The sequence below is a fragment of the Mycobacterium sp. IDUB_39 genome (genome assembly GCF_055419205.1).
The window spans coordinates 1041514-1067617 of sequence record NZ_JBVAXF010000001.1 but is presented as its reverse complement, the minus strand read 5'-3'; the positions used below and the strand labels follow the sequence as shown (position 1 = coordinate 1067617).

Here is a 26104-nt window from a genome sequence, read left to right as displayed (position 1 = left end):
ATGGATTTGGCAGTCGTCTTTCAGACCCTGATCCTTGGTGTGCTCCTGGGCGGACAGTACGCGCTGCTGGCTTCGGGGCTCACCCTCTACTTCGGGGTCATGCGGGTCGTCATGCTCGCGCATGCGGCCTTCCTGGTGCTCGCCGCCTACCTGGCCTGGTTCTTCACCTCGGTGACCGGGCTTGACCCCATGTTGTCCCTGGCGCTGACGGTGCCGCTGTTCTTCGGGCTCGGTGTAGTCCTGCAACGAGCTCTGCTCACCCGGCTACGGCCTGCCACCCTGACGATGATGTCGTGTCTGCTCACGCTGGCCTTCGCCTTGATCATCGAGGGCATGCTCGGATTCGCGTTCACCGGCGTGCAGCGGCGTGTCCAACTCGACTACGGCTCGGCGCAGATCGACTTCTTCGGAGCGTCGATCCCCGTGGTCAAGCTGGTCTCCTTCGGGCTCGCCGTGGCCGGCCTGGGGGCACTGTACTTCGTGCTGATGAGGAGTTCATTCGGCCGTTCGTTGCGAGCCACCATCCAGCACCCGGATGCCGCGCGGCTGGTCGGCATCAACACCGATCGGGTGGCTAGTTACGGCTTCGGCCTCGGTCTGGCGACAGCGGCCGTCGGTGGGACGGCACTCTCGTTGGACGCCACGATCTTTCCGTCCCTGCACTGGTATTGGATCGGTCCGCTGATGGCGATCATCGTCGTGGGCGGGCTGGGCTCGGTGCCCGGCGCGGCCATCGCCGCGATGGTCCTGGGCATCGCGACCAGCATGCTGCAGATTCCGATGGGCGCGACCTGGGCCCAGACCGTCTTCTACATCGCACTTTTCGCCACTCTGCTGTTCCGGCCGCAGGGATTCTTTGGAGGTCGTCTTGCACAGCGCTTCTGACCCGGGAGTCACCCTCCGGACGGCGAAGCTCGTTCCGGCGCTGAAGATCCTGGGCGTCATCGTTCTTGTCGTCGTCGGACTGACCATTCCCTCCACGCTGGGGAACGCCTACCTGCTGGCGGCGGCGGTGGTGATCCTCAACTACGCCGTGTGCGCCACCGGATGGAACTTCATGGGCGGATTCACCGGATACATCTCCTTCGGTCACGCCGCCTACTTCGGTCTTGGCGCCTACGGCACGGCGCTGCTGATCAACCGGCTGGAGATGGCGAGCTTCCTGGCGGTGGCGGCGGCGGTGGTGATCGTCTCGCTGACCGCCATACCGGTGGGATTCGCCGCGCTGCGACTACGCGGGGCGTCGTTCGTGATCGCCACCATCGCCTTCGTACTGATCGTGCTCCTGGTGGCCCAGAGTTGGAGTTCGCTCACCGGCGGCTCGTCGGGTATGGAGGCGCCGCGGCCGTTCCCAGGACTCCTACGTCCCGAACACCACCTGCGGTTCTACTATCTGTATCTCGGTCTGCTGGCCGTCGCGCTGCTGCTGTGGTGGCTGATCGACCGATCGCAGTTCGGCATGCGGCTCAAGGCCATCCGGGAGGACGAGGACAAGGCGCGCGCGCTCGGTGTGCCCACCACCGAGTACAAACTGGTGGCGTTCGTATTGTCAGCGGCCTTCACCGCGGCGGCAGGCGGGTTCTATGCGCTGTGGTTCGGCGACCTGGACCCGGTGTTCCAGTTCTCCATCCTGCTGGGCGCCTACATGGTGCTCATGGCACTGGTCGGCGGCATCCGCAGTCTCTTCGGTCCACTCCTGGGAGCGGTCCTGGTGGGGTTTGCGCTGGAGTACTTCAAGCTCAACTACGGCGACACCCAGATTCACCTCACCGCGACAGGTCTGCTGTTAGTGCTGGTGGTGCTGTTCATGCCGGATGGCGTGATCCCCGGGGTGCGTGACCTAATGAACCGGCGCCTACGCCGCGGCGAGACGTCAATCCGCGAACAGACGGCCGAGGACCTGCTGGACTCTCAGCGCGAGCGGACTGAGGACTCCGAGTCCGACCTCGAGCCCACGGTGAACGGAGCACGCAGATGACCACGACCGAGCTGGCCAACCTCTCGACGGTCGATCTGACCAAACGGTTCGGCGGCGTGACCGCCGTTGACGGGGCGACTGTTGAGTTCCGCCACGGTGTGGTGAACGCGCTGATCGGTCCCAATGGATCCGGGAAGACCACCTTCTTCAACTGCGTCACCGGGATGATCAAGCCGGACAGCGGCTCGGTGTCGTATCGCGGCAGGGACATCACCGGTCGGCCCGCCAACCGGATCGCCAGCGCGGGGATCGGCCGCAGCTTCCAGCTGTGCCGCACCTTCCCGCAGATGACGGTGATGGAGAACATGCTGGTGGGGGTCAGCGGACCGAAGCTGACCATGATGCGTAGCTCGAGGAACAAGCAGGCGGTGGAGCGGGCCCGTGCGCTGCTGCGGCGAGTCGGCATCGATCACTTGGAACGCGCTGAGGCGCGCAACATCTCCTACGGCCAGCAGAAGTTGTTGGAGCTGGCTGGTGTGCTGATGAGCGACCCCGACACGATCATGCTCGACGAGCCTGCAGGCGGCGTGAACCCGGCACTGATAGAGCGCATCATGACACTGATCGTGGAACTGAACAAAGAAGGCAAGACGTTCCTGATCGTCGAGCACAACATGGATCTCGTGATGAGCCTGAGCGATCACGTCATCGTGTTCGACCGTGGACGTCCGATATCCACCGGTACCCCGCAAGAGGTGCAATCCGACCCGCGAGTCCTGGAGGCTTACCTTGGCATCTGAAACAGCATCCGAATATCTGCTCGAACTCGATGACATCCAGGCCGGTTACGGCCGAGCGGCCATGGTGCTGCGCGGACTGACCGTGCGGGTGCCCGCGGGCAAGATCGTGTGCCTGGTGGGGCCCAATGGCGCAGGCAAGTCGACCGTCCTCAAGGTGGCCAGCGGGCTGCTCAAACCTCGCTCAGGCACCATCCGTGTGGACGGGGACGATGTGACGGGGCAGGGCCCGCAGGCAATGCTGTGCTCAGGGCTGTCCCATGTGCTCCAGGGCCACAGCGTGTTCCGCGAGATGACTGTCGAGGAGAACGTCCAGCTTGGGGCGTTCACAGTGAAGGATCCCGCGGTTATCGCCGAGCGGATTCAGCACGTGCAGGAGCTGTTCCCGATCGTCGGAGAACGCTGGAACCAGTTGGCAGGATTGCTTTCTGGTGGTCAGCAGAAGCAGGTGGAGTTCGCGCGCTCGTTGATGGTCACGCCGAAGGTCGTCCTCCTCGACGAACCCTCGATGGGCTTGGATCCGAAGACCACGACCACCGTGTTCGAGCAGATCGTGCGCATGCGTGATGCCGGTACCGCGGTGCTCCTCGTCGAGCAGAACGCACGCCGGGCGCTGCAGACCGCCGACCTCGGATGTGTGCTCGACCTCGGATGCGTCCACATCAGCGGGCCCGCAGCTGATCTGCTCGCAGATCCCAAGCTGGCCGACCTCTACCTCGGCGGTGCGGCGGCGCACACCTGATCGATCTGGCTGGGGTGCGTGCTGACACCGCGGCCACCCTCGCGCAGGCGCAGGCTTATCAGCAGCGCGAGGACCGGAAGCGTCGCCAGCGCCAGCAGCGCATGGCGATGTCCGTGGCCGTCCGCGATCAGTCCGAGGATCGGCGCGAATGCGCCGCCCGCCGAGACCGACAGTCCGATGGTGACACCGGATGCCGTGCCGATGTGATGCGGCAGGTACTCATGGCCGAGCGTTGTCTGCACCGAGAACGGAAGGAACACACCGACACCCGCGACGACGACTCCAATCGTGGCCACCACGGCGTTGGGTGCGAGCGCCAGGGTGATCAGGCCCGGCAGGCTGATCGCGAAACCGAGTCGAACACAGGTGACACGGCGCCACCGGTCGGCGATCACGCCGCCAGCGAGCGTGGCGAGTACACCGACAGCCAGAAACGCGCCCAGCAGCGTCGCACCGACACCCGCGCTGAGTTCGAGTTCCTCGACCACCAGCAGGCCGACGAGCGTCGAGATGCCGAAGTACACACCGGAGCGCAGTATCGCGACCACGGTGAGCCAACCGAAAGTGCGCCAGTCGTCGGCGCCGTCGACGGCCGGGGATCCGCCGTCCTGGCCGCGGGAGGCACCTGCCAGCAGCCAGCGTCGCACCGCGATGACGGCCAGGCCGCCGAGAACGCCGGGAACGGCAAGAAGCGGTGACGCCTGCGGCCCCCATGCAAGCAGAATCGGCGCCGCGATGGCGGGTGCGAGTGCGAGCCCGATGTTTCCACCCGCGATGAACCAGCTCATCGAGCGGGCGGTGCTGCCGACTCCGCGCGCGAGGCTGGCCGCGATCGGGTGGTAGGCGGCCACGCCGATGCCAGACACCGCGGCCGCGGCCAGCGTCGCGCTGAAGGAACTCGTCAGTCCGAGCAGTCCGATGCCCGCCCCCGCGAGCAGCATGCTGCCCGGCAGTAACCAGAAGGTCTGGAACCTGTCCGTGAGTATGCCGAACAGGGGCTGGACGAGGGCCGAGCCCAGCGTGGCGGCCAGCACGACGGTGGTGGCCTGCGCCGCGGTGAATCCGGCTTGAAGCACCAGGATTGGCACCAGCACGGCGACACTGCCCTGATAGAAGTCGGTCGCCGCATGGGAGACCCCAAGCGTGAGCACTCGACTGCTGGGAGCGGTCATCTGTCCGACCCTTGTGCCGGTGTGGGTTTCCGATCGCCGGTCACGGCACACCCCTCTCAGTCCTCTAGTGGGCGAGCACTTGAACTCAGATTACCAAAGCGCTTAAGCTGAATGTGCTCTACGAATTTCAGAACTCAGATGGAGGCACATCCGCAATGGACCTTGGGATTGCAGGACGGACCGCACTGGTCTTCGGCGCGGGTGGCGGCCTGGGTGGGGCCATCGCGGCGGCACTGGCACGAGAGGGCGCGCGCGTCGGCCTCGCGGACATCAACGGTGACGCGTTGGCGCGCACTGAGGCTCGGCTGCGTGAGTCGGGAGCCGAGACGCACTCGATCGAGTGGGACCTCAGCGACATCGATGGCGCCGCCGCGCGGTTGGCGCGTGTGCAGTCGGCGCTGGGCCAGGTGGATATCCTCGTCAACAACACCGGCGGACCGCCGCCATCGCCCGTGGCGGGACAACCGGCCGACGCATGGCAGTCGCACTTCAACTCGATGGTGCTGGCCGTCATTGGTGTCACCGATCTGGTGTTGCCAGCCATGGCCGAGCGCGGTTGGGGCCGCGTGATCACATCGACCTCATCGGGCGTGATCGCGCCGATTCCGAATCTCGGGTTGTCGAACACTCTCCGCTCGGCGCTGGTCGGCTGGTCGAAGACACTTGCCGCGGAGGTCGGCCGTGCCGGAGTGACGAGCAACATCGTGCTTCCCGGGCGCATCGCGACCGATCGGATCCGGTTCCTCGACGAGAAGCGCGCCGAGCGTGAGGGTCTGGCATTCGAGGACGTGGTGCAGCAGAGTACTGACTCGATACCGCTCGGTCGCTACGGCCGGCCCAGCGAGTACGGAGATGTCGTGGCGTTCCTCGCCTCCGAGAGGGCGTCGTATCTGACCGGGTCGGTGTTCAGGATTGACGGAGGCTACATCAACGCCGTCTGAGCCCGGTGGAACCCCGCACCACGAGTTCGACGGGGACCTGGACCCGCCGGGCGCGTGTGGCTGGCGGTTTCATCGCCAACGCCACCGCCGAGGTTCCCATCTGGTGCAGAGGCAGACGCACCGTCGTCAGACCCGGGCCGAGGTCGGCGGCGACCCGGACATCATCGAATCCAGTGACAGACATATCTCCCGGTACGTCGAGGCCGCGGCGACGAGTGGTGGCCAGCACGCCCGCCGCCATCGAGTCATTAAGCGCGACAAGCGCAGTGATGTCCGGATGATCGGTCAACAGACGTTCGGCGGCCGCCTCGCCGCCGGCATGATCGAACGCTGAGTGCTCGACGTACAGTTCCACCCGTTCGCTGTCGGCGGTGAGTGCCTCTGTGACACCCCGCAACCGGTCCGCGGCTGAGGCAAGGTCGTCAGGCCCAGCGACGATGCCGATCCGGGTGTGGCCGAGTTCTCGCAGATGCGCGCCGACCAGTGCGCCACCGGACGTGTTGTCGGGCACGACGGCATCCAGCGGCGTGCGGTGACGTCCGATCATCGCGACGCGACCGCCCGTCGCCTGGAATCGTTCGAGTTCGTCATAGGTGGCGCGTGCATCGGAGGTGCCGGTCCGGCCGGATCCGGCCATGATGAGCGCGCGTACCCGGCTGGCCACCAAGGTGCGAACCTGGGTGATCTCCTGCTTGGGGTCGCGTGAACTCTGACAGATCTGCACGGTGAGGCCGAGGTCGGCGGCCGAGGCCACCACAGCTGAGGCCAACTCGGCGAAGTATGGGTCCGCGATGTCGTGCACCAGCAGGCCCACTATCGAACTCGCACCGCTGGCCAACGAACGGGCCTGCATATTGGGCACGTATCCGAGTTCGGCAGCGATGGCGCGAACACGCTCTGCGACCGCCTCGCTGACGCCGGGACGCCCGGACATCGCAAACGAGGCCGTCGTCAGCGACACACCGGCTTTCTCGGCGACGTCAATCAGACGTGCCGGAGTCTGGCGCCCCTGTGGCATACGCGTTAACCCCCAACATCTCCAAGGGACTTGTCAGTCCCGCTCGTCAGACCTTATGCTTCTAAAGCGCTTTAGCAAAAGCGCTAAAGTTGCCGCTGTGAGAGGGAGTCGATGCGAGTCACACACTTCTATGCGATCGCCCCAACGACCTTCGACGGCGCGGGCGGCGTAGATGGTGCCGCGGTCGCCGACAATGTCGCTCGGATCGTCGCTCACGGCGTGACCGGGGTCCTGCTGACCGGCTCCTACGGTGAGTTCCAGGTGCTACGACCCGAGGAGCGCATCAGCGTGACCGACGCGGTGGTGCGTGCCAATCCCGCCGCGGTGGTGATGTCGGGGGCGGCGGCACTCAACGGTGACGACGCGATCGGCATCGGCGTAAGGCTTCTCGAGGTCGGTGCGCACCAGGTAATGGTGTCGGCACCCTTCGCCGCTGAACTCACCGACGCCGACCTCCTCGTGCACTTCGAGCGCATCGGCGATGCATTGAAGCACGACCTGATCGTGTACAACAACCCGGTTTTCGGGACCGATGTGTCGCCGGCGCTCCTCGAGCGAGTCACTCGAATGCCCGCCTACACGGGCGTCAAACAGGGCACCAAGGCGCTGGCGGCGATGGTCGACACCATCACCAGGGTGCAGTCGACAGGGCAGGGACAGGTTCTGGCTGCGGCGGACCTGGTGTGCGCCGCAGCGGTCGGTGCCGGGGTCGGGGGAGTGACCTCGACGAATGTCTGGGTGTTTCCCGAGGCCTTCATCACACTTGCCGATCCGGCGGTCCCGCCGGCATCGAAGGCAGCGGTCGTGGCGGCCTTGCGGCCTTACGCCACCCTGGTGCGCTCCCTCGGGCAGCCGCGTGTCGTCAAGGCGGCGATGGTGCTGCGGGGCTACGCCGGCACCGCGCGGGTACGCGCGCCCTACATTCCCCTCGACGAGGCCGAGACCGGGCAGTTGGCGTCCGCGCTCGCCGAGACCGATGATCTGCTCGCGGCGGTCGGCACATGACCGGGCTCCTGGCCGTGGCCGTGCTGGGTGGTGACGAGCGCGAGCACCACATCGCCAACGCACTCGGCGAGAACGAATTCGACGTACGAGTGTTCGGTGGCGCCGTCCACGATCCACTTGCCAGGTACCGCAGGGCCAGAAGCGCGGCCGACGCGGTGACTGGTTCCAACTGGGTGCTGTGCCCCTATCCGGGCTTGACCGTCAACGACGAAGTCTATTCTCCGGCAGGTGATGTGCCGATCCGACTGGATCGTGAACTGCTGGGCGCATCGGCGGCGCAACGAGGCGGCCTGGTGCTCGGCCGGGCGAGCGAGAGGGTGCGAGCGCTGTGCGCTGACCTCGGAATCGCCGTTCACGAGACAAAGGCGGACTCGGGGCTGGTCGTCAAGACCGCAACGGCCGTTTCGGAGGCCCTCGTCTCGGTTCTCGTCGAGAGCACCTACCGGCTGCTGCGCGAACACCTCTTCGTCGTACTGGGATTCGGCTCGACCGGTCTGGCCATCACACAGCTGCTGCTGGCCATGCGATGTGAGGTCGTGGTCGCGGCTCGATCACGGCGTGATCGAGAACGCGCCCGCCAACTGGGGGCTCGTCCCGTCGCCTATGTCGACCGCGTCGATGTGATGGAGACCGCCGATATCGTCATCAACACCGTGCCGGCAGTTGACGCCGTTCCGCTGTCGGTGGCGGGTAGTCGCATCACCGCGCGGATCTTCGATATCGCCTCGCCCCCAGGCGGTATGGATCATCAGGCGCTTGTCGGTATGGGCCTCGACGTGAACTGGGTGCGTGGCCTCGGCGGTCTGCGAGCGCCGGTGTCCATGGCCGAGGCCCAGCTGGAGTTCCTCCAGGACCTCCTCGCTGACGACGTCGGAGACACAGGTCCGGCGCAACAACAACTAACCACGACAACGATGTTGTGACTTTGTCACCGAGAGGAGTAGCTGATGTCAACAAGTGAAGAACCGGGTGTCGAGATCGCGTTCGTCAGCTCGCATGCCCCCCAGATCTTCCTCGAGCGCCAGGATTCTCCGGAGGTGCTGGCCGAGACCCAAGCCGGGATGCGGCGGATGGGCGAGCGCATCCAGGAGTCAAACCTGGACGCACTTGTCGTGATTGCCCTGGATCACATCCACAATCACTTCTTCAACCTGGTCCCGGCAATGACCGTCTACACCGGCTCGCCGGTCGTCGCGGCGCTCAACCAAGAGACCGTCGAACTCCCGGCACGCCCAGATCTGGCCAACGCATTGCTGGATCACCTGCTGACCAATGACTTCGACCCGGCGTGGAGCCAGAAGCAGGTGCTCGACCACTCGTTCATGGTGCCGTTGCACTTCGGCATGCAGGGCGGGCTGGACCTACCCGTCATCCCAATCATCCTGAACACCTACGTACCTCCGCAGCCGGAGATCTCGCGGTGCTTCAAACTCGGACGCGAGATTGCCCGTTGGGCTGACAATGCCGGCCTCCGCATCGGGACTCTGGGAACCGGTGGGATGTCGCATTTTCCGGGTACCTCGCGCTACCACGACCCCGACCTGGAGTACGACCAGGAGATCCTGGGCTGGCTGAGGAACGGCGAGGTCAACAAGCTCGCTTCGATGAGCGCCAAGGCGCTGGATACCCACGGTATGACCGAGCTGCGCAACTGGGTGGTTGCCATCGGCGCTCGCGGCAGCGCGCCGAAGGCCCAGCACGTTACCTACGTGCCCAATGATCACTGCGGATACGCCGTCATCGAGTTCTGAAACATACTGCAGCGGAGAGGAAACCAAATGTTAGACGGACTCTACTATCCCCGGCCGCGACCCGAGGACTATGAGCTGGCCAGGTTGATCCACGACATCCAGGAGAGTGACCAACTCTTCACCGACTTCATGGCGAACCCAGAGGAGTTCGTCGGAGGCTACGCGCTGGACGAGGAGGCGCGAAAGCTGATGACGACGTTCGACTACGACGGTCTGGTCGCGCGTGGCATCCATCCCATGCTGTCGGTTCAGTTCATGCGCAACGTTCAGTGGAACCTGAAGATGACTGTTGCCAAGCGGGAAACGGTGTGACGCAGCCGGTCGGCTACGTCCTGACCGGCGGTGTGGTGATCGACGGCACCGGCGGGCCAGCCGTGGCCGCCGACATCCGGCTGCGTGACGGACGCATCGCCGAGGTCGCACATCCGAACTCCCTCGCCACCGACGGTGGCGAGGAGATCGTCGACGCGGCCGGGCGGGCGATCCTGCCCGGTTTCGTCGACATCCACACCCACGCCGACTTCTCTCTGCCCACCCATCCGTCCGCGGCATCCATGATCCGCCAGGGTGTCACCACGCTGGTTGTCGGCAACTGTGGGTTCTCGCCCTTCCCGGTGGGCCCCGGCGAGTACGCAGCACAACTCCATCAGGCAACGGCGATATTCGGTCGAAATCTGAACTGGCAGTGGACCGACCTGCCCGGTTATGCGGCCCACCTCCGCCAGGTGGGCACCGCGGTCAACGTCGCACCGTTGGTGGGACACGGCTCGCTGCGGATCGCCGTGATGGGCTACGAGCGGCGCGACGCCACCCACCGCGAACTCGCCGACATGTGCCGCCTGGCCGAGGAGGCCCTGGCCGCAGGCGCATTCGGAATGTCGTCCGGTCTGATCTATCCGCCCGGCAGTTTCGCGGGCCGCGATGAGCTGGTGGCGCTGTGCCGGGTCGTCGCCGCCCACGGTGGGGTGTACAGCACCCACATGCGCAACGAGGGCGAGCAGTTGCTCGTCGCGCTCGACGAGGCGCTCGAGATCGCACGACGCTCCGGCGTCCGTCTGCAACTGAGCCACCACAAGGTGCTGGGGCGGCGTAACTGGGGCCTCACCGAGACCTCGCTGCAGCGGGTGGATGCGGCAATCGCGGCGGGTGCCGACATCGCGCTGGATCAGTATCCGTATCCCGCGTCGTCGACAACCATGCTGGCGCTGGTGCCGGGCTGGGCTGCTGAGGGTGGTGCGGACGCGTTGGCAGCGCGACTGCGGGATCCCGAGACGAGGGCGACGATCCGCACCGAGGTACTCGACGGACCGACCGACGGACGGCCCAAACGCGACTTCGAACCCGACACCGTCATGATCTCCTCAGTGGGCCTCGACGAGCACGCAGCGTTCGTCGGCCGTCGGCTTGACGAGATCGCACGCGAAGCGCACCGCGAACCCGTCGACCTCATGCTCGACCTACTGCGGCGCGACGGCGCGGTGGAGGTGGTCATCTTCGCCATCGGTGACGAGGACATCGAACGGGTGATGCGACACCCACAAGTGGCGGTCGCCAGCGACGGATGGACCATGCATCCCGACGAAGGCGGTACCCCGCACCCCCGCAGTTACGGCACCTTCGCCAGAGTGCTGCAACGCTATGTGCGCGAACAGCACCTGCTGTCACTGCCGGAGGCGGTGCGCCGGATGACGTCGCTGCCCGCCGACCGCCTCGGCCTGCGCGATCGGGGCCGCATCGCACCCGGTGCGGTGGCCGACCTTGTGGTGCTGGACCCGGATCGGGTCACCGAGCGGGCGACGTTTGTCGACCCGCATCAGTTCGCAGCCGGCGTCGACGAGGTATTCGTCGCGGGTACGCCGGCTGTCCGTGCCGGAGTCCAGACCGACGCCCGATCCGGGACCGTGCTGCGTCGACACCACCAACCTGCGCCTCCGTCGTGAGGCTGGTGCGCAGACCCTGCCGACTCGGCGGAGAGGATATGGCCCAATGGATCTCGGCCTGACCAGACGTACCGCGCTGGTGTTGGGCGCAGGGGGTGGGATTGGCCGCGGAATCGCGGAGGCGTTGGCCGCCGAGGGCGCACACGTCGCGTGTGCGGACCGCAGGCTGGAAGCCGCCCAAGCCACCGTCGAAGCCGTCGGCGGCGATAGCGCCTTGGTCCGTGCGTTCGCCGTGGAACTCGGGGATCGGCAGGCTGAACGGGATCTGGTTGGTCAGGTGCAGGAGAGCCTCGGGTCGGTCGACATCCTCGTCAACAACACCGGAGGACCGCCTAGCACCACGGCCACCGCAGTGCCGATGGACACCTGGAGCAACTACTTCGAATCGATGGTGGCCTCGGTCATCAACCTCGCCGACCTGGTGCTGCCGGGGATGCGGGAACGCGGCTGGGGCCGGGTGGTCACCAGCTCGTCGTCGGGCGTGGTGGTGCCGATTCCGATGCTCGGCATATCGAACACGCTGCGGTCTGCCTTACTGGGATGGTCGAAAACCGTTGCGCGGGAGGTGGGGCCCGACGGTGTCACCTCGAATGTCGTCGTGCCCGGTCGTATCGCCAGCCAGGCTGCACTCGACCGTGACGTGCTTCGTGCCGAACAGCAGCACCGGACCGTCGACGATGTCCAGCAGGACTACCTGGGCCGGATACCCGCGCGACGCTATGGCACCCCGCGTGAATACGGCGACGCAGTGGCGTTTCTCGCCAGCGATCGCGCCGCCTATATCAACGGCGCAATCCTACGTATCGACGGCGGGATGATCGAAAGCGTCTCCTAGCGCGGGCATCGCCTGCACGTTGTTCTGAAACGACAAATGCCAGAGACAGCCGGACATCGGCCAGTCGGCCGTGGCAGGCGGCGGTTGACTTGTACTGTTTCACCAATGTCTGGAGGTAGCGGCGCGTGATGGGCGCGCGGGATTGGCGGCGCGGGGGCGATCACTACTACTGGCTAACCGCCTACCTGGCGTCACACGATCTGCAGCGCCGCACTAGTCGGGCGATTGCCGGCAGCATCTTCGGACTCGGCGTGATCAGCGTGATTCTGTCGTTCGGAGTCTTGGGGCCGCACAGTGTGGGTGGCCGCGTCGCCCAGGTCGTCGTGGCGGGCTGCTGTGTCGTGATGGCATGGGTGTGGCTGCGACCCAGTTGGCCGAGTCGTCGCGTCTCACAGGCAACCGCGGTTGTGGGGACCGTGTGTATCGCGGTGTCATGCGTCATGGTGTCGTCGCCTTTGGTGGGGATATTGGGGGCCACGGCGTACGCGGCGCTCGGGTCGCTCGTCGCCCTCCTCCATTCGATGAGGCTGCTGGCGTTCATCTGGGCCGTCGGCGCCGGTGTCATCGTGTACCTGGCGGTGCAGTTGGCCGAGGACGACGTGTCGGTGGCACTGGCCACGGCTCTGCTGGTCGTGCTCGTCAACGGTTTTGCCGTGTTCGCGAGCCGGTTGGTCATCCGCCTCATCGCCAACGACACCATCCACGGCGACCTGGAAACGGTCACCGGACTGTTCACTCGCGACGGCTTCTACGAGCAGGTCGCCACTCTCATCGGTGCCCGCAGTCGCAACGATGACCGGCGCCTCGTCGTGGTCGTCGTCAACCTCGACAACCACGCGCTGTTGGCCGATATGCACGGTGCTGCCCGAGCTATCCATGTGCGGGTGGCGATCGCCCGGTCCCTGCGCGAGACGGCTCGCCGCGGCGCTGTCATAGCCCATCCCAGCGATTCCGAGTTCTGGGTCGCCGATCTGTTCACCCAGGCCGATCCGCACCCACTGGCAGAGCGGATTCGTGGGGGAGTCGCCGGCGCGCACACGGGTGTCACGGCCAGCGTCGGGGTGGTGTGTACGCCACTGGCTCCGCTGGCCGCCCTGCCCTCCCATGACGTCATGGAGGAACTCCTCACCATTGCGCAGACGGCCATGTTCGAAGCGCGTCGCGCCGGTGGCAATCAGACGCGTACGGCCATTGACCCCGCGCTCACCGTCCTCGAGGAGCCCCGCAGTGAACCCGGGTGGGAAACCGGCTGATCACTCCAGGACGAACACCGGAATCAACCGCGTGGTCTTCACCTGATAGTCGGCGTATGGCGGATAGGCCGCGACCGCCAGCTCCCACCAGTGCTCGCGCTCGGCGCCCTCGAGTTCACGGGCGGTGAGCGTGGCCACCTTGTCGCCGTCCTGCACCGTCACCGAGGGATGGGCCTGCACGTTGTGGTACCAGGACGGATGCGCCGGATCGCCACCCTTGGACGCGACCATGGCGTAGCGGCCGTTCTCCTCGACGCGCATAAGGGGTACGTAGCGCTTCTTCCCGGACTTCGCGCCGGTCGTGGTGAATAGGACGATGGGGCGGTCTAGAACCTCGACCCCGTCGGTGGTGCCTTGGGCCAGGATGCGTTCGGTCTGCTCGCGGACCCAGTCGGTGGGGCTCAGTTCGGTTGGCTCAGTCATCTACCCCGCAACAGCGCGCGGCGCCGCGCTATTTCCGCGCACTGGATTCGGTGTCGCCAGCAAACACAAGTCTCAGTGAACGGGACTACGGCTTGTCTGCGGACCCCCTGTGAGACCACCGTCACACAGTCCGCACGAACGAACAGGAAGTCTTCAATGAACGATCCTTCTCATCCCGACGCAACAGCGGGTCCGCCGGCTCGATCGAGAGGCCTCGACGTCGCCCGCCGGCGTCGATCCGCGGTGTGGAAAGTCTTCGGTATCGCCCTGGCCTCGTTCGCGCTCCTCTTCGGGGCCGCCATCCCCGCCACCGCAGCCGAGCTGATGAGGGTGACGTTCGTGCGGCACGGCGAGTCAGCCGGCAACGCCTCGGGCCTGATCGACACGACGACACCCGGTCCGGTGCTGACCGCGCTGGGCCAGCAGCAGGCACGGGATATCGCCGCCAAGCTGGGCGATAACAACTACGACGGCATCTACGCGTCGACAATGGTGCGGACGCAGCTCACGGCCACGCCGATGTCGCAGTACCTGGGCCTGCCCATCAATGTGCTCGACGGCCTGCAGGAGATCCCGGCCGGTGTCTTCGAGGGCACCCCGGAGGCCAACGCCCAGGGCGGGTACGGCCTGTACCCGATCGGATGGACGTTCCCGGGCGTCATCCCCCAGATCCCGGTCGACATGTTCAACAAGGGCACGTTCATGCCCGGCACCACCGAGAACGGGTACTCGTTCGACGCCAGGGTCGACGGTGCGCTGCAGACCATCTACGACAACGGCGACCGGAACGCCGTCGTCTTCGCGCACGGCGGGACCATCATGTTCTGGACCATGATGAACGTTAAGAACCTCACCGTGATGGAGAAGCTCCAGCTGCTGCAGACGGCTCAGTTGGGCAACACCGATTACGTCGTCATCGAGGGCAACAACGAGGACGGTTGGACCCTGGTGAACTGGAACGGCAAGGAGTTCGCCCCCGAGCCCACACTCGGCAACGAGGTGCAGCTTCAGGTGCGCACGCTGACCCGACAGCTCGCCGCGACCGCGCAGAAGATCTCCGCCGCGTTCGCCACGAGGGATTTCGCAACGATTGCGACGGCGATCAACCGGGGCGTCGCCGAGGCGAAGTTCTCGATGATCAAGTTCCAGCGCGCGGTGACCGCCAAAGTCATCCACGAGGTGGACCAGGTGATCAAGCGGGTCTTCCCCGCACCGGCTCCCGCACCCGCGCCGGCAGCAGTCGAGGCTCTGACGGCCAAGTCGACCGCCGAGTCCGCGGCGTCGCTGAAGGTCGTGGCGGACCCCGAACCGAGCACCGCTCGGAAGTCGAACGCAGTCGCCGAGCCTGAGGCAACGCCGGCCAAGGTCGAGACGCAGGACGTCAACACCGAGGTTGTCGAGACTGAGGTTGTCGAGACGAAAGATGTGGTGTCCAACGGCAAGACCGATCTGACCAACGGCAACAAGGTCGTACCGGGTGTGCCCGTAACCGGCTCCGATACCCCCGTCCAGGGTGCGCAGGACGGCGTGACGGATGTCAGCGACCCGGTCGCGACCTCGGTCAAGAAGCTCCAGGAGGCGGCCAAGAAGTTCGTCGCCAAGGCCAAGGCCGGCAACACCGGCACTTCGGGCGGCGCGGGGACGTCTGACGCCACCGGCGGAGCGGATAGCGGCAGCCAGAGCGACGCCGCGTGATGTAGCGACACGCTGCTAGCCGCGTGAGCACAGTCGGCCCCTTCCATCAGATGGAAGGGGCCGATTGTGTTGCCGCTCGCGTGATGAGATCGTTTCGGTGGAGTCGACATCTACCTGGAGGCGGTCTTGCAGCGGTCCGCGAACGGCAGCGCATCAGACGCGGCGACGTCGATGGTGGCTCGGGTCGCACTGATCATGAATTCGTTCGACGATCCCGGTCAGCTGCTCCGACTGGACCAGGTCGTCATCCGCACCGGGCTGCCCCGCTCGTCGGTCCATCGCATCCTCACCCAGTTGCATGCGTCCGGGCTGCTGCAGCACCGCGCGGACGGATACCGCCTCGCGGCCCCGTCCCTGCCGGTGACCCGCATGGTGGACCATTCCCAGTTGCGTGGCGTGGCATCCCGCGTGCTCGACCGGCTCCAGGCCGACACCGGGCTCGTGGTTCACCTCGGCGTGCTACTCGGGGCCGATGTCGTCTACCTCGACAAGGTGTCGGGGGGCAGTGGCACCGTGGTGCCGACACGCGTCGCCGGGCACACACCGGCGCACGCCAGCGCGTTGGGCAAGGCGATGCTGGCGCTGCTTGCCGCCGAGGAGGTGGACTCGATAGTCGGTGACCCGCTTCGCAAGTGCACTCCGGCAACGATCGCCGACCTCCCCACATTGCATCAGGAGCTGGCCCGGATCAGATCCCGCCACGGACTCGCATACGACGACCAGGAACTCGCCGTCGGCCTGTCCAGCGTCGCGGCCCCGATCGCAATGGCGGACGGCGAGTTGGCGGGCCTCTCGCTCACCGGCGCGGTACCCATCCACCGTCTACAACGAATGGCGCCCTTCCTCACGCGCGCAGCGAGGGGCATATCGGAGCGCATCGGCAGCACCGAATTCGCCTTGGCGCGCAATCAAACCGACTCCGTGACAGTCACCGACGACATGTTGTCCCGGGTGCTTCGCACGTTGTCCTCCGACGACTGGGTGTAGCCGGACGCTCACCAGATGAGATCGTCGACAGTGAGGCCGAACGCGAACCGGCCCACCACTGACAGCACCTGCTCAACATTGCTGGAGACGTGCATGCGGGCCGTCGCCACATCGCGCCACACACGTTCCATCAGCACCTCGTCGGCCTCCTGGCCCAGGCTCTGCATGACCACGCTGATGGCCCGCACGGCGCGTTCAGAGGCCATCACCTGGTCCCGACGAGTTCGCAGCATCAGCTCGGCGTCCGGATAGCCACCTCCGCGAACGCAGTCCATGAGATCACCCACGTTGCGCCGGATCTGTTGCAGCGACAGTTCGACGTCGGTGTGGGCCATGGCCAGCGCGCTCAGCGGCGTCGATGCTGCAGGCAGCCGCGAGGCCAGCATCCGTTGCGCCGCGCCGAGCAGCGGCATGGTCCCGGCCAGCGTGTACAGCGTCGGTTGCGGAAGTCGGTCCAGTGCAGGTACGTGGGCGTCCAGGGTCAGGTTGAGCCAGCTGAACGTGCGGTGTTCGGGCACAAAGGCTCCGGAGACGACGACGTCGTCGGCACCGATTCCGCGCAGTCCCAGCCCATTCCAGATCGGTTCGACGACATAGTCGGTGCGCGGCACGAGGACCGCCATGAAGTCCTGGGCGGCGCCGTCCGGTCCGACGCGCAATGCTGCCGCGCTCATCCACGAGGCGTGGTTGGCGCCTGTGCAGCGACTCCACCGACCGGACAGCCAGTAACCACCGTCCGTGCGCTCGAGTCGTCCGGTCGGCGCGTAGGACGAACACAGCAGAGCCCGGGGGTCTGCACCCCAGATCTCCTGTAGTGCGCGCTGATCACGCACGGACAGGCCCCAACTGTTCACCCCGAGCCATCCGGCCAACCAGCCGGTGGACATGCAGGCTGCCGACAGTTCGCGGGTAGCAGTCAAGTAGTCCTCGGGCTCAGCCTCCAGGCCGCCGAACGGCTTGGGCTGCAGCATAGCGAAGTAACCCGCGTCGTGCAGGCTCGCGATAACCTGCGGATCGACTGCGCCGCGGCGATCGACATCGGCCGCGGCGGCGGCGATCGAGGGCAGTAGTGAGCGAACCGCGGCCAGCACGGATTGCGACGTAGTCTCCGTCATAGCTGTCTATCCCGTGTCACGATCATGCATATCATCCGTTGCCGGCCCGAGGAGGCGTTTATGGCCGAGTCGAATGGCGCGGTACGCGAGATTCTCGACTCGGTGACAGCTGAATCTATTGGGGCACTCCATGGTTCGGCGGTAGGTAGGGTACTGCAACCGGCTCGGTACGGCGGATTTGCGCTGGGCACCGATGAGTTCGTCGCGGTGGTTCTCGAGTGCGCAGCACTCGACGGATCGCTCGGCTGGCTTGCCTCTGTGTTCAACGTTGCCGCCCACGAGGTGGCGGATCTGCCGGCGCATGTGGCCGACGAGGTGTGGAACTCGGACCCTCATGCGCTGATCACCACCAGCCATCGAGCCGCGGAGGGTTGTCTTCACGATCGAAGGCTGACCGGTCGGTGGACGTCGGTCATCGGTGCCGAACAGGCTGATTGGCTGTTGCTGACCGCAGAGAACTATCGGGTGCTGGTGCCGCGTGACGCGGTCGGAATCGATCCGGTGATCAGCCAGACGGGTCTGAACGCGGCGGGTGTCTGTGACGTGACGGTCACCGATTTGCCGGTTGACGATCGACACATCTTCAGAAGTCCTCGCGACGTGGTGTCGGTGGTCGCGGGAGCAGGTGCGGCGGCCGCCGTCGTGGGATCGGCCGATGGCGTGTGGCGCCAGCACGTCGACCAGGTGCGCGCGCGACTCGCCGCCTCGTACAGCGGTGACGAGATGACCAATGAGGCTGCCACGCAGGTGGCCCGGGCGGCGTCCGACATCGATGCCGCCAAAATTCAGGTCACCACGTCCCTGCACATGCTGGGCGATGCCGCGTTGTGGGCCCATCGGCAAGCTGTTGCCCGAGCGTGTGACGCGGCCGATCGGCTCCTGGGGAGCAGCCGACACGCGCTGGATGCGTCGGACCCGACCACCCGCATGTGGAAGGACGTTTACGCCGGTTCCCGACTGGCTGCGGCGGTGTAGGGCGTCAACCCCCGCAGCAGCACGGCGAGACCGAACTCGAAGGCGTCGTCGGCGCGGTCGGCTCTGGCGGATCCGGTGGCCAGCGCGGCGGTGAGCTCAGGCCCCACGTCGGGTCCGGACGTCCAGGGGGCCTCCGGGGCGGCCACGTCGAGCGCCGAGCCGAGCACGAAGCAGTCGATCATGGTGATGATGCGCAGCGTGTCGTCGGCGCCGAACCCGGCCCGGGCCAGCGTGACAGCCAGCAGGTTGTACATGGTGACGGCTTGGTGGCTGTTGACCGGATAAGCCGTGAGCAGCGGAATCAGCCGCGGAAAACGGGCGTAGCTGCGCCGGTAACAGCGCATGACCTCGGCGACGACATCGGCCCAGGGCAGGTCGGGTTCGCTGTCGGGCAGCGCGACATCGCTCATGGCCTTCTCGCGCAGCAGTTCGATGATCTGCTCGCGTCCGGAAACGTGGTTGTACAGCGACGACGGGCTGACGTTGAGCTTGCGGGCCAGCTCCGGAATCGTGAACCCGCCGCCGGAATTCACGAGATCCATTGCCGCGCAAGTAATCCTGTCCGTGGACAGGATCGGCACCGATGGGCGTCCCATATGAGTTCTCCCCAAGCTCTTTACAACAGCGTGTCCTCCATCACACAATAAACGAAATTGATTCGTTTTAGGAGTACCGACATGCTCATGTTGTCTGCCGCGGCCGCCGAACCGCTGTCCCGCTCGACCGCGTCTGAGCGGCCACCGCTGCGGGTCGGGCTGGTGCAGCACCGCTGGCGCGACGATGCCGCCGAGCTGGCCAGGGTCCTGCGCGAAGGCATCGACCGGGCCGCCGGTGCAGGTGCGCGCGCGGTGTTCCTGCCGGAGATCACCCTGCTGCGCTATCCGGCGGACACTCCAGCCGCGCCGAACCCGGGGGATCACGCCGAGGACCTGACCGGTGGCCCGACGTTCGCGCTCGCGGCCGAGGCGGCCAGGGCCAACGGGGTCTTCGTGCACGCATCGCTGTACGAGAAGGCGCAGGCAGCCGACGGCCTGGGCTACAACACCGCGATCCTGGTGTCCCCGGCCGGCGACCTGGTGGCCCGAACCCGCAAGATGCACATCCCGATCTCGGCCGGCTATTACGAGGACACCTACTTCCGGGCCGGTCCCGCGGACGGCGATCCCTACCCGGTGTACAAACCGGACGGCCTGGACGCCCGGATCGGCATGCCGACCTGCTGGGACGAATGGTTCCCCGAGGTGGCCCGCAACTACTCGCTGGGCGGCGCCGAGATCGTGGTCTATCCGACGGCGATCGGGTCCGAGCCGGTGTTCCCCGCCTTCGACACCCAGCCGCTGTGGCAGCAGGTGATCGTCGCCAACGGCATCAACAGCGGATTGTTCATGGTCGTGCCTAACCGCACCGGCGACGAGGGCGCGCTGTCGTTCTACGGTTCGTCGTTCATCTCCGACCCGTACGGCCGGGTGCTAGTGCAGGCGCCGCGCGACGAGGAGGCCGTGCTGGTCGCCGACCTCGACCTGGACCAGCGCCGCGACTGGCTGGAGTTGTTCCCGTTCCTGCTGACCCGCCGGCCCGACAGTTATGGTGCGCTGCACGCACCGGTGGACGCGGCCAGGCCCTACGGCGAAGGCCATGACGCCACGGCGGTCGTCAAGTGACCCGGTACCTCATGCCCGCCGAGGGCGCCCCGCAGGATCGGGTGTGGATGGCCTTTCCCAGTGCGGGCTACTCGCTCGGAGATACCGAAGAAGCCCGACATCAGGCGCGGTCCACCTGGGCGGCGGTGGCCCACGCCATCGCGCAGTTCGAGCCGGTCACCATGCTCGTCGATCCGGACGAGATCGGGGCCGCGAAACGCTATGTGTCCCAGGACATCGAGATAGTGGAGACACCGCTGAACGACGCCTGGATGCGGGATATCGGGCCGACGTTCGTGCACGCTGACGACGGGTCGGTGGCCGCGGTCGACTGGGTGTTCAACGGTTGGGGCGCCCAGGACTGGGCGCGCTGGGACCGCGATGCCAAGGTAGGCGTAACGGTGGCCGAGCTCGCCGGCGTGCCAGTGGTGGCGTCGCCACTTGTCAACGAGGGCGGTGGTATTCAGGTCGACGGAGAGGGTACCGTGCTGGTCACCGAGACCGTCCAACTGGACCCCGGCCGCAACCCCGGTCTGTCCAGAGCCGATGTCGAGGCCGAACTCGCCCGCACCATTGGCGCCACAAAGGTGGTCTGGTTGCCGCGCGGGCTGACCCGCGACTCGCAGCGCTTCGGCACCCGCGGCCACGTCGACATCGTCGCGGCGATCACCGCTCCCGGGCGGCTGCTACTGCACACCCAAACCGCCGACGCACACCCGGACACCCTGGTGTGCAAGGAGATTCGTTCAGCTCTGGATGGTGCGTACGATTTCGAAATTGTGGAGATGCCGGCCCCGACCATCCTCGCCGACGGCGACGGATACGTCGACTACAGCTACATCAACCACCTGGTGGTCAACGGCGGGGTGATCGCCTGCAGCTTCGATGACCCGCGGGACGCCGATGCCGCGGCGATCCTCGCCGAGCAGTACCCGGGCCGCACCGTGGTATCGGTCGACGCCCGGCCGCTGTTCGAACGTGGCGGCGGAATCCACTGCATCACGCAGCAGCAACCATCGCCGATAAACCCCGCGGAGCGCGTGTGACCGCGCGTAATGTCCCGACCGTGGCGACGTTGTTTCACGGCGGCGTGATCTGGACCGGCACCGAGACCACCGATGCGCTGCTGATTGCTGACGGCGTGGTGCTCGCCGTGGGGGAGCAGGCCCGTGCGCAACCCTGCGATGCGCAGGTCGACCTAGCCGGTGGTTTTCTGATGCCGTCCTTCGGTGACGGCCATGCCCACCCGCTCTACGGCGGGCTGGAATCCGCCGGGCCGGCGGTGCGGGCATGTTCCTCGGTGGACGAAATCGTGTCGACAGTTGGGGAATTCGCGGCCGCCAATCCTCACGAGGACTGGATCGTCGGCGCGTCCTACGACGGCAGCCTGGTTCCCGACGGCCTGTTCGACGCACGCTGGCTCGATGCTGCCGTACCAGACCGGCCCGTGGTGCTGCGGGCGTGGGACTACCACACCTTCTGGGTCAATTCCGTTGCGCTGCAACGAGCGGGGATCACCGACGACACTCCTGACCCGGTGCTGGGCGAGATCCCGCGGCGGTCGGACGGATCGGCGCTCGGCACGCTGCGGGAATGGGGTGCCACCGACCTGGTTTCCGCCGTCATGCCCCCGCGTGACGAGTCAGTGCGCATCGCGGCGCTATCGGCCGCCGCCGACTACTTCCTGGCCCGCGGCGTCACGTGGGTGCAGGACGCCTGGGTTGAGCCGGCCGATGTCGACACCTACCTAGCGGCCGCTGCGCAGGGTGCGTTGCGGATGCGCTTCAACCTCGCGTTCTACGCCGACCCGCGCCATTTCGACACTCAGATTACGCAGTTCGCCTCGGCCCACGATCGTGTCGAGGCGGCGAAGTCACCCCTTCTGACGGCGAACACCGTGAAGTTCTTCGCCGACGGGGTGGTGGAGAATGAGACCGGAGCACTGCTGGCGCCGTATTGCTCGGGTCTGCACAGCCACGGAATGACGCTGTGGGAGGGCGACTCGCTGGCCGAGGCCGCCCGCCGCGTCGATGACCTCGGCCTCCAGATCCACATCCACGCCATCGGCGACGCCGCGGTGCGCCAGGCCCTCGACGCCATCGAGTACGTCGTTCGGCGGAACGGACCCCGTGACCGGCGCCCGGTGATCGCCCACGCTCAGCTCGTCGACGACGCCGACATCGGCCGGTTCGCCGAACTCGGCGTCATCCCGAACGTGCAGCCGCTGTGGGCTCAGATGGACGCGTTGATGACGGTGCTGACCATTCCGCGGCTCGGTGCCGAACGCGCCGACAAGCAGTACCGGATACGTTCACTGGAATCCTCCGGGGCGACAGTGGCATTCGGCTCGGACTGGCCGGTGTCATCGGGCGCGCCGCTGGACGGAATCGCAGTCGCGGTGTCCCGGCAGACCGCCGAGGGTGCCCCGGAGGGTGGCTGGACACCCGAGGAGATCATCCCGATCGAGCAGGCGCTGTCCTCGTACACGGCCGGTGTGGCATACCAGGCGTTCGCCGAATCCGGCTGGGGCCGCCTGGTGCCCGGCGCCAGTGCCGACCTGGTCTGGCTCGAGGGTGATCCCACTCGGACTGCCGCGCTGGACCTTCCGGCGCTGCGGGTCCGCACAACGTATCTGCAGGGTCAGCCGCTGTACTCGGCCGAACAGTGAAAGGCGATGCCATGACCGTTACCTCCCCCGACACGGAAGGCCGCCTGCGCCGCGTTCTCGGTCTCCCGTCCCTGGTGCTGTTCGGCCTGGTCTACATGGTGCCGCTCACGGTGTTCACCACCTACGGCATCGTCACCGAAGTGACCGGTGGGAGACTGCCGTTCGCGTATGTGGTGACGTTGGTCGCCATGGTTTTCACCGCCCGGTCCTACGCCCGGATGGCCGGGGCGTTCCCGGTGGCGGGGTCGGCCTATACCTACACGCAGAAGACCTTCGGTGCCCCGATCGGCTTCCTGGCCGGATGGTCGCTGCTGCTGGACTACCTGTTCCTGCCGATGATCAATTACTTGGTCATCGGAATCTACCTGGAGGCCGCCTTCCCGGCGATCCCGGCCTGGATCATCATCGTGGTGACGATCGCCATCGTCACCGTGCTCAACATCATCGGCATCGTGTCGGTGGCCCGCGCCAACTTCCTCATCATCGCGATCCAGGCCATCTTCATTGTGATGTTCGTGGTGCTCTCGTGCGTGACGTTGTTCGGCGGCGGCTCGGTGGATCCGGCAGCTCCATTCAGCGGTGACGGTACGACGTCGGGCTTGGCCCCGGTGTTCGCCGGCGCGGCGATCCTGTGTCTGTCATTCCTGGGCTTCGACGCGGTGTCCACCCTGTCTGAGGAGGCGAAGGACCCGAAACGGACGGTGCCGCAGGCAATCATGATCGCCACGCTGGTGGCCGGATTGATCTTCATCGGGCTGTCCTACCTGTCGCAGGTGGTGTTCCCGTCGAACGAGTTCGCCGATGTCGACTCGGGTGCGCTGGACGTGATGGCCGCCGTCGGCGGGGATTTCGCCAAGACGTTCTTCACTGCCGCCTACGTTGCCGGCGCGCTCGGGTCGGCCATCACCTCGCAGGCCTCGGTGGCCCGCATCCTCTTCGCCATGGGTCGCGACGGGATTCTGCCGCGGCAGGTGTTCGGTCGGTTGTCAGCCAGATTCGCCACCCCGGTGTACGCGATCCTGGTGGTGTCGGCGGTGTCGCTGCTGGCTGTGGTCATCGACCTGGCGACGTTGGCATCACTGATAAGTTTCGGTGCGCTGGTGGCATTCTCGGTGGTCAATCTGTCGGTGATCAAGCACTACTTCGTGGACCTGCGGCAGCGCTCGGGTGGCCAGATCTTGAACAGTCTGGTGTTGCCGTTCATCGGTTTCGCGTTGACGGTCTGGTTGTGGACCAGCTTGTCGTCGGAGACGTTGATCGTCGGGTTATGCTGGCTGGCAGTCGGTTTCATCTGGCTGCTGGGTGTGACGCGCGGATTCTCCCGCCCGACACCCACGCTGGACCTCAAGGAATAGCCTGCCGACGGTTTCGCCTACGGAGTCGGCGTGAAGACCGACGTGTACATCCTCAGGGCGGTCTGAAATAGGTCGGCGTCATCGAGTTCACCGGCGAGCATGATGCCCTCGCTGGTGGCATCCTCTCCCTGGTCAGCCCCACCCCGAGCGGTCTGGCAACGATGGAGAATCACGCGCGGACGACGCCCCGGCGTCGCGGTGACTGACAAACAAGATCAGTTGACCGGCTTTGCCTTTCGTTCGAACGCGTCGCGGTCCGCCTGCGGACGCAACGGGTTGAGGGCGTAGACCACGCAGAACTGCTTGCCTGTCGGGTCCGCCATGATGACCCACTGCCCGGGGTGGGTGAGGAACGAATCGTCGACCACCGTCGCGCCGAGCCCCACCAGCCTTTCGATCTCGGCCGGGAGATCATCGGTGTGGATGTCGATGTGCACTCCCGGCCGGTCGGAGTGCACATTCTGAACCACTACTCGGAAATCGTCGGAAGCGCCTTCGAGGATGCGGTAGTCGCGGCCGCCTCTAGGACGCAACACGTCAGCATCGAGTGCGCCCGCCCAGAATCGAGCTGTCTCTTCGTGGACGTCCGCCGGGGCGTCGATGATCAACGTGTTGAGCAATATTCGATGCACTGCGAGTCCTCAATGGCGCCAGGATATTCCGGGTCAGGGTAGCAAGGTGGGCATGGCGGCCCAGCCGCGGACCGCGGCGGTCTCCGACGGCACGGCATTGGGCCAATCGACCTCCCACTCGGGGAAGCGTTTCAGGATCTCCTCCAGCGCGATGCGAAGTTCCAGCCGGGCCAAGGCGTTGCCCATGCAGAAATGGGTGCCCGCGCCGAAAGTGAGGTGCGAACGGTGCTCCCGGTGAATATCGAAGACGTCACCGTCCGGCGCGAACCGGCGGCGATCGCGGTTGGCTGCACCAACCAGCAGGAGCATCGCCGAACCTTCCGGCACGGTTTTGCCGTAGTACTCGACATCGCGGGCGACATAGCGGGCGAGTTGCAGCGCCGGCGGCTCCCAGCGCAGGATCTCCTCGATCGCCTGGGGGATCAGGCTGTGGTCGGCCACCAGGTCGCGCCGCTGATCCGGAACTTCGGCCAGGGTCTTGCCTGCCCAGCCGAGCATCCGGGTGGTGGTCTCGGAACCGGCCGTCGCGATTACCGTCAAGTACAGCAGCAACTCGTCGCGGCGCAGCTTGCGCACTGTGCCGGTCTCGTCTTCGAACTCGGCGTTGAGCAGGTCGGTCATGATGTCGTCGGACGGGTGCTCGGTCCGCCAGTCGACGAACTCCGCGAACACCTCACCGGTGGCCAGCGAGTCGACTTTGTCCTTGTTGAGGGTCTCCTCGCCGTGGTCGGTGATCTGCTGCTGCCGATCTTCGGGGATACCCAGCAGCATGCCGATGACGCGCATAGGCATCTGCTCACCGAGATCGTTGACGAAGTCGAATCGATCGGACCCGACCAGTGGATCCAGGCAGCGTGTCGTGAACTCCCGGATCTGGGGTTCCAGCGCCAGCACCTTGCGCGGCGTGAACACCCGCGACAGCAGATTGCGGTGGATGTTGTGGATCGGCGGATCCTCGAAGATCAGGGTCCCTGGCGGGATCTCCATGCCGGACTTGATGATCTCCAGGAGTGCTCCACGCCCGGAGATGAACGTGTCGTGGTCAATGGTCGCCTTGTTGACATCGTCGTAGCGGCTCAGTGCATAGAAGTCGTGCTGCTCGTTGTAGTAGAGCGGGGCCTCTTCCCGGAACCGGGCGAACGCCGGGTAGGGGTTCATGTTGAGGTCGATGTCGTAGGGGTCGTAGTACAGCTCGGCTTCGGTCGGCGCGGTCATGGGGACCCCGCCGGAGTGTGTGTTTGC

General features: G+C 66.1%; 27 protein-coding genes. 19 read left to right on the top strand and 8 right to left on the bottom strand.

Features of this window, described 5'->3' with window-relative positions; genetic code table 11:
* Genes ACZY0X_RS05040 through ACZY0X_RS05025 form a run of 4 tightly spaced genes read left to right on the top strand, consistent with a single transcriptional unit; the run spans nt 1 to nt 3457 of the window.
* Entirely contained in the window at nt 1-885 is an 885-nt protein-coding gene (locus ACZY0X_RS05040) for a branched-chain amino acid ABC transporter permease (RefSeq protein WP_463768498.1), read from the top strand.
* Nucleotides 869-1978, top strand: coding sequence for a branched-chain amino acid ABC transporter permease (locus tag ACZY0X_RS05035; RefSeq protein WP_463768497.1), 1110 nt, complete (start codon nt 869-871; stop codon nt 1976-1978). The genes ACZY0X_RS05040 and ACZY0X_RS05035 overlap by 17 nt, the downstream gene beginning before the upstream one ends.
* Complete coding sequence (locus tag ACZY0X_RS05030; RefSeq protein ID WP_463768496.1) at nt 1975-2718, top strand: ABC transporter ATP-binding protein; 744 nt, start codon at nt 1975-1977, stop codon at nt 2716-2718. The genes ACZY0X_RS05035 and ACZY0X_RS05030 overlap by 4 nt, the downstream gene beginning before the upstream one ends.
* Complete coding sequence (locus ACZY0X_RS05025; RefSeq protein ID WP_463768495.1) at nt 2708-3457, top strand: ABC transporter ATP-binding protein; 750 nt, start codon at nt 2708-2710, stop codon at nt 3455-3457. The genes ACZY0X_RS05030 and ACZY0X_RS05025 overlap by 11 nt, the downstream gene beginning before the upstream one ends.
* On the opposite strand, the gene ACZY0X_RS05020 is transcribed toward ACZY0X_RS05025, so the two are convergent.
* Nucleotides 3427-4629 carry an MFS transporter gene (locus ACZY0X_RS05020; protein ID WP_463768494.1) on the bottom strand — a complete coding sequence of 401 codons (1203 nt, stop codon included), beginning with the start codon at nt 4627-4629 and terminating at the stop codon, nt 3427-3429. The genes ACZY0X_RS05025 and ACZY0X_RS05020 overlap by 31 nt on opposite strands.
* Nucleotides 4630-4784: 155 nt before the next feature.
* Here ACZY0X_RS05020 and ACZY0X_RS05015 point away from each other — a divergent pair, with 155 nt between their 5' ends.
* Nucleotides 4785-5570 carry an SDR family oxidoreductase gene (locus ACZY0X_RS05015; protein WP_463768492.1) on the top strand — a complete coding sequence of 262 codons (786 nt, stop codon included), beginning with the start codon at nt 4785-4787 and terminating at the stop codon, nt 5568-5570.
* On the opposite strand, the gene ACZY0X_RS05010 is transcribed toward ACZY0X_RS05015, so the two are convergent.
* Nucleotides 5557-6588 carry a LacI family DNA-binding transcriptional regulator gene (locus ACZY0X_RS05010; RefSeq protein WP_463768491.1) on the bottom strand — a complete coding sequence of 344 codons (1032 nt, stop codon included), beginning with the start codon at nt 6586-6588 and terminating at the stop codon, nt 5557-5559. The two genes, ACZY0X_RS05015 and ACZY0X_RS05010, sit on opposite strands and share 14 nt — an antisense overlap.
* A gap of 111 nt (nt 6589-6699) precedes the next feature.
* Here ACZY0X_RS05010 and ACZY0X_RS05005 point away from each other — a divergent pair, with 111 nt between their 5' ends.
* The 7 genes from ACZY0X_RS05005 to ACZY0X_RS04975 all read left to right on the top strand — a co-directional run bounded on the left by ACZY0X_RS05005 (nt 6700) and on the right by ACZY0X_RS04975 (nt 13372).
* A complete protein-coding gene (locus ACZY0X_RS05005; RefSeq protein ID WP_463768490.1) occupies nt 6700-7593 on the top strand; it encodes a dihydrodipicolinate synthase family protein in 894 nt (297 codons plus the stop codon).
* Nucleotides 7590-8516, top strand: a complete 927-nt coding sequence (locus ACZY0X_RS05000) for a dipicolinate synthase subunit DpsA (protein WP_463768489.1) — start codon at nt 7590-7592, stop codon at nt 8514-8516. Before ACZY0X_RS05005 ends, ACZY0X_RS05000 begins: the two co-directional genes overlap by 4 nt.
* Nucleotides 8517-8540: 24 nt before the next feature.
* A complete protein-coding gene (locus ACZY0X_RS04995) occupies nt 8541-9344 on the top strand; it encodes a DODA-type extradiol aromatic ring-opening family dioxygenase (protein WP_463768488.1) in 804 nt (267 codons plus the stop codon).
* Nucleotides 9345-9371: 27 nt separating this feature from the next.
* Nucleotides 9372-9656 (top strand): hypothetical protein, encoded by a 285-nt coding sequence (locus ACZY0X_RS04990; protein WP_463768487.1) that lies wholly within the window; start codon nt 9372-9374, stop codon nt 9654-9656.
* Nucleotides 9653-11284 carry an N-acyl-D-amino-acid deacylase family protein gene (locus tag ACZY0X_RS04985; RefSeq protein ID WP_463768486.1) on the top strand — a complete coding sequence of 544 codons (1632 nt, stop codon included), beginning with the start codon at nt 9653-9655 and terminating at the stop codon, nt 11282-11284. The genes ACZY0X_RS04990 and ACZY0X_RS04985 overlap by 4 nt, the downstream gene beginning before the upstream one ends.
* Before the next feature lie 46 nt (nt 11285-11330).
* Entirely contained in the window at nt 11331-12119 is a 789-nt protein-coding gene (locus tag ACZY0X_RS04980; protein WP_463768485.1) for an SDR family oxidoreductase, read from the top strand.
* A gap of 128 nt (nt 12120-12247) precedes the next feature.
* Nucleotides 12248-13372: a GGDEF domain-containing protein gene (locus ACZY0X_RS04975; protein WP_463768484.1), complete on the top strand. Its 1125-nt coding sequence runs from the start codon at nt 12248-12250 to the stop codon at nt 13370-13372.
* On the opposite strand, the gene ACZY0X_RS04970 is transcribed toward ACZY0X_RS04975, so the two are convergent.
* Complete coding sequence (locus ACZY0X_RS04970) at nt 13373-13795, bottom strand: nitroreductase family deazaflavin-dependent oxidoreductase (RefSeq protein WP_463768483.1); 423 nt, start codon at nt 13793-13795, stop codon at nt 13373-13375.
* A 156-nt stretch (nt 13796-13951) separates the two neighbouring features.
* Between ACZY0X_RS04970 and ACZY0X_RS04965 the strand changes: the two genes are divergently transcribed.
* Together ACZY0X_RS04965 and ACZY0X_RS04960 are read left to right on the top strand one after the other, a co-directional pair.
* A complete protein-coding gene (locus ACZY0X_RS04965; protein ID WP_463768482.1) occupies nt 13952-15490 on the top strand; it encodes a histidine phosphatase family protein in 1539 nt (512 codons plus the stop codon).
* 126 nt (nt 15491-15616) lie between these two features.
* Nucleotides 15617-16477 (top strand): IclR family transcriptional regulator, encoded by an 861-nt coding sequence (locus tag ACZY0X_RS04960; protein ID WP_463768481.1) that lies wholly within the window; start codon nt 15617-15619, stop codon nt 16475-16477.
* An 8-nt stretch (nt 16478-16485) separates the two neighbouring features.
* Here the strand turns inward: ACZY0X_RS04960 and ACZY0X_RS04955 are convergent, their stop codons facing one another.
* Nucleotides 16486-17592: an acyl-CoA dehydrogenase family protein gene (locus ACZY0X_RS04955; RefSeq protein ID WP_463768480.1), complete on the bottom strand. Its 1107-nt coding sequence runs from the start codon at nt 17590-17592 to the stop codon at nt 16486-16488.
* A 60-nt stretch (nt 17593-17652) separates the two neighbouring features.
* Here ACZY0X_RS04955 and ACZY0X_RS04950 point away from each other — a divergent pair, with 60 nt between their 5' ends.
* Complete coding sequence (locus ACZY0X_RS04950) at nt 17653-18567, top strand: acyl-CoA dehydrogenase family protein (protein ID WP_463768478.1); 915 nt, start codon at nt 17653-17655, stop codon at nt 18565-18567.
* On the opposite strand, the gene ACZY0X_RS04945 is transcribed toward ACZY0X_RS04950, so the two are convergent.
* Nucleotides 18534-19163: a TetR/AcrR family transcriptional regulator C-terminal domain-containing protein gene (locus tag ACZY0X_RS04945; protein WP_463768477.1), complete on the bottom strand. Its 630-nt coding sequence runs from the start codon at nt 19161-19163 to the stop codon at nt 18534-18536. The genes ACZY0X_RS04950 and ACZY0X_RS04945 overlap by 34 nt on opposite strands.
* Nucleotides 19164-19244: 81 nt before the next feature.
* Here ACZY0X_RS04945 and ACZY0X_RS04940 point away from each other — a divergent pair, with 81 nt between their 5' ends.
* From ACZY0X_RS04940 to ACZY0X_RS04925, 4 genes are read left to right on the top strand one after another with little or no spacing between them, the layout of a single operon-like run.
* A complete protein-coding gene (locus ACZY0X_RS04940; protein ID WP_463768476.1) occupies nt 19245-20228 on the top strand; it encodes a nitrilase-related carbon-nitrogen hydrolase in 984 nt (327 codons plus the stop codon).
* A gap of 11 nt (nt 20229-20239) precedes the next feature.
* Entirely contained in the window at nt 20240-21253 is a 1014-nt protein-coding gene (locus ACZY0X_RS04935; protein WP_463768777.1) for an agmatine deiminase family protein, read from the top strand.
* On the top strand, nt 21250-22875 hold the full coding sequence (locus tag ACZY0X_RS04930) for an amidohydrolase (protein WP_463768475.1): 1626 nt from the start codon (nt 21250-21252) through the stop codon (nt 22873-22875). Before ACZY0X_RS04935 ends, ACZY0X_RS04930 begins: the two co-directional genes overlap by 4 nt.
* Before the next feature lie 11 nt (nt 22876-22886).
* Complete coding sequence (locus ACZY0X_RS04925) at nt 22887-24230, top strand: APC family permease (protein WP_463768474.1); 1344 nt, start codon at nt 22887-22889, stop codon at nt 24228-24230.
* 17 nt (nt 24231-24247) lie between these two features.
* On the opposite strand, the gene ACZY0X_RS04920 is transcribed toward ACZY0X_RS04925, so the two are convergent.
* Genes ACZY0X_RS04920 through ACZY0X_RS04910 form a run of 3 tightly spaced genes read right to left on the bottom strand, consistent with a single transcriptional unit; the run spans nt 24248 to nt 26077 of the window.
* Nucleotides 24248-24403, bottom strand: a complete 156-nt coding sequence (locus tag ACZY0X_RS04920; protein ID WP_463768473.1) for a hypothetical protein — start codon at nt 24401-24403, stop codon at nt 24248-24250.
* A 42-nt stretch (nt 24404-24445) separates the two neighbouring features.
* On the bottom strand, nt 24446-24838 hold the full coding sequence (locus ACZY0X_RS04915) for a VOC family protein (protein ID WP_463768472.1): 393 nt from the start codon (nt 24836-24838) through the stop codon (nt 24446-24448).
* Nucleotides 24839-24895: 57 nt separating this feature from the next.
* Nucleotides 24896-26077 (bottom strand): cytochrome P450, encoded by a 1182-nt coding sequence (locus ACZY0X_RS04910; protein WP_463768471.1) that lies wholly within the window; start codon nt 26075-26077, stop codon nt 24896-24898.
* Nucleotides 26078-26104 lie beyond the last annotated feature (27 nt).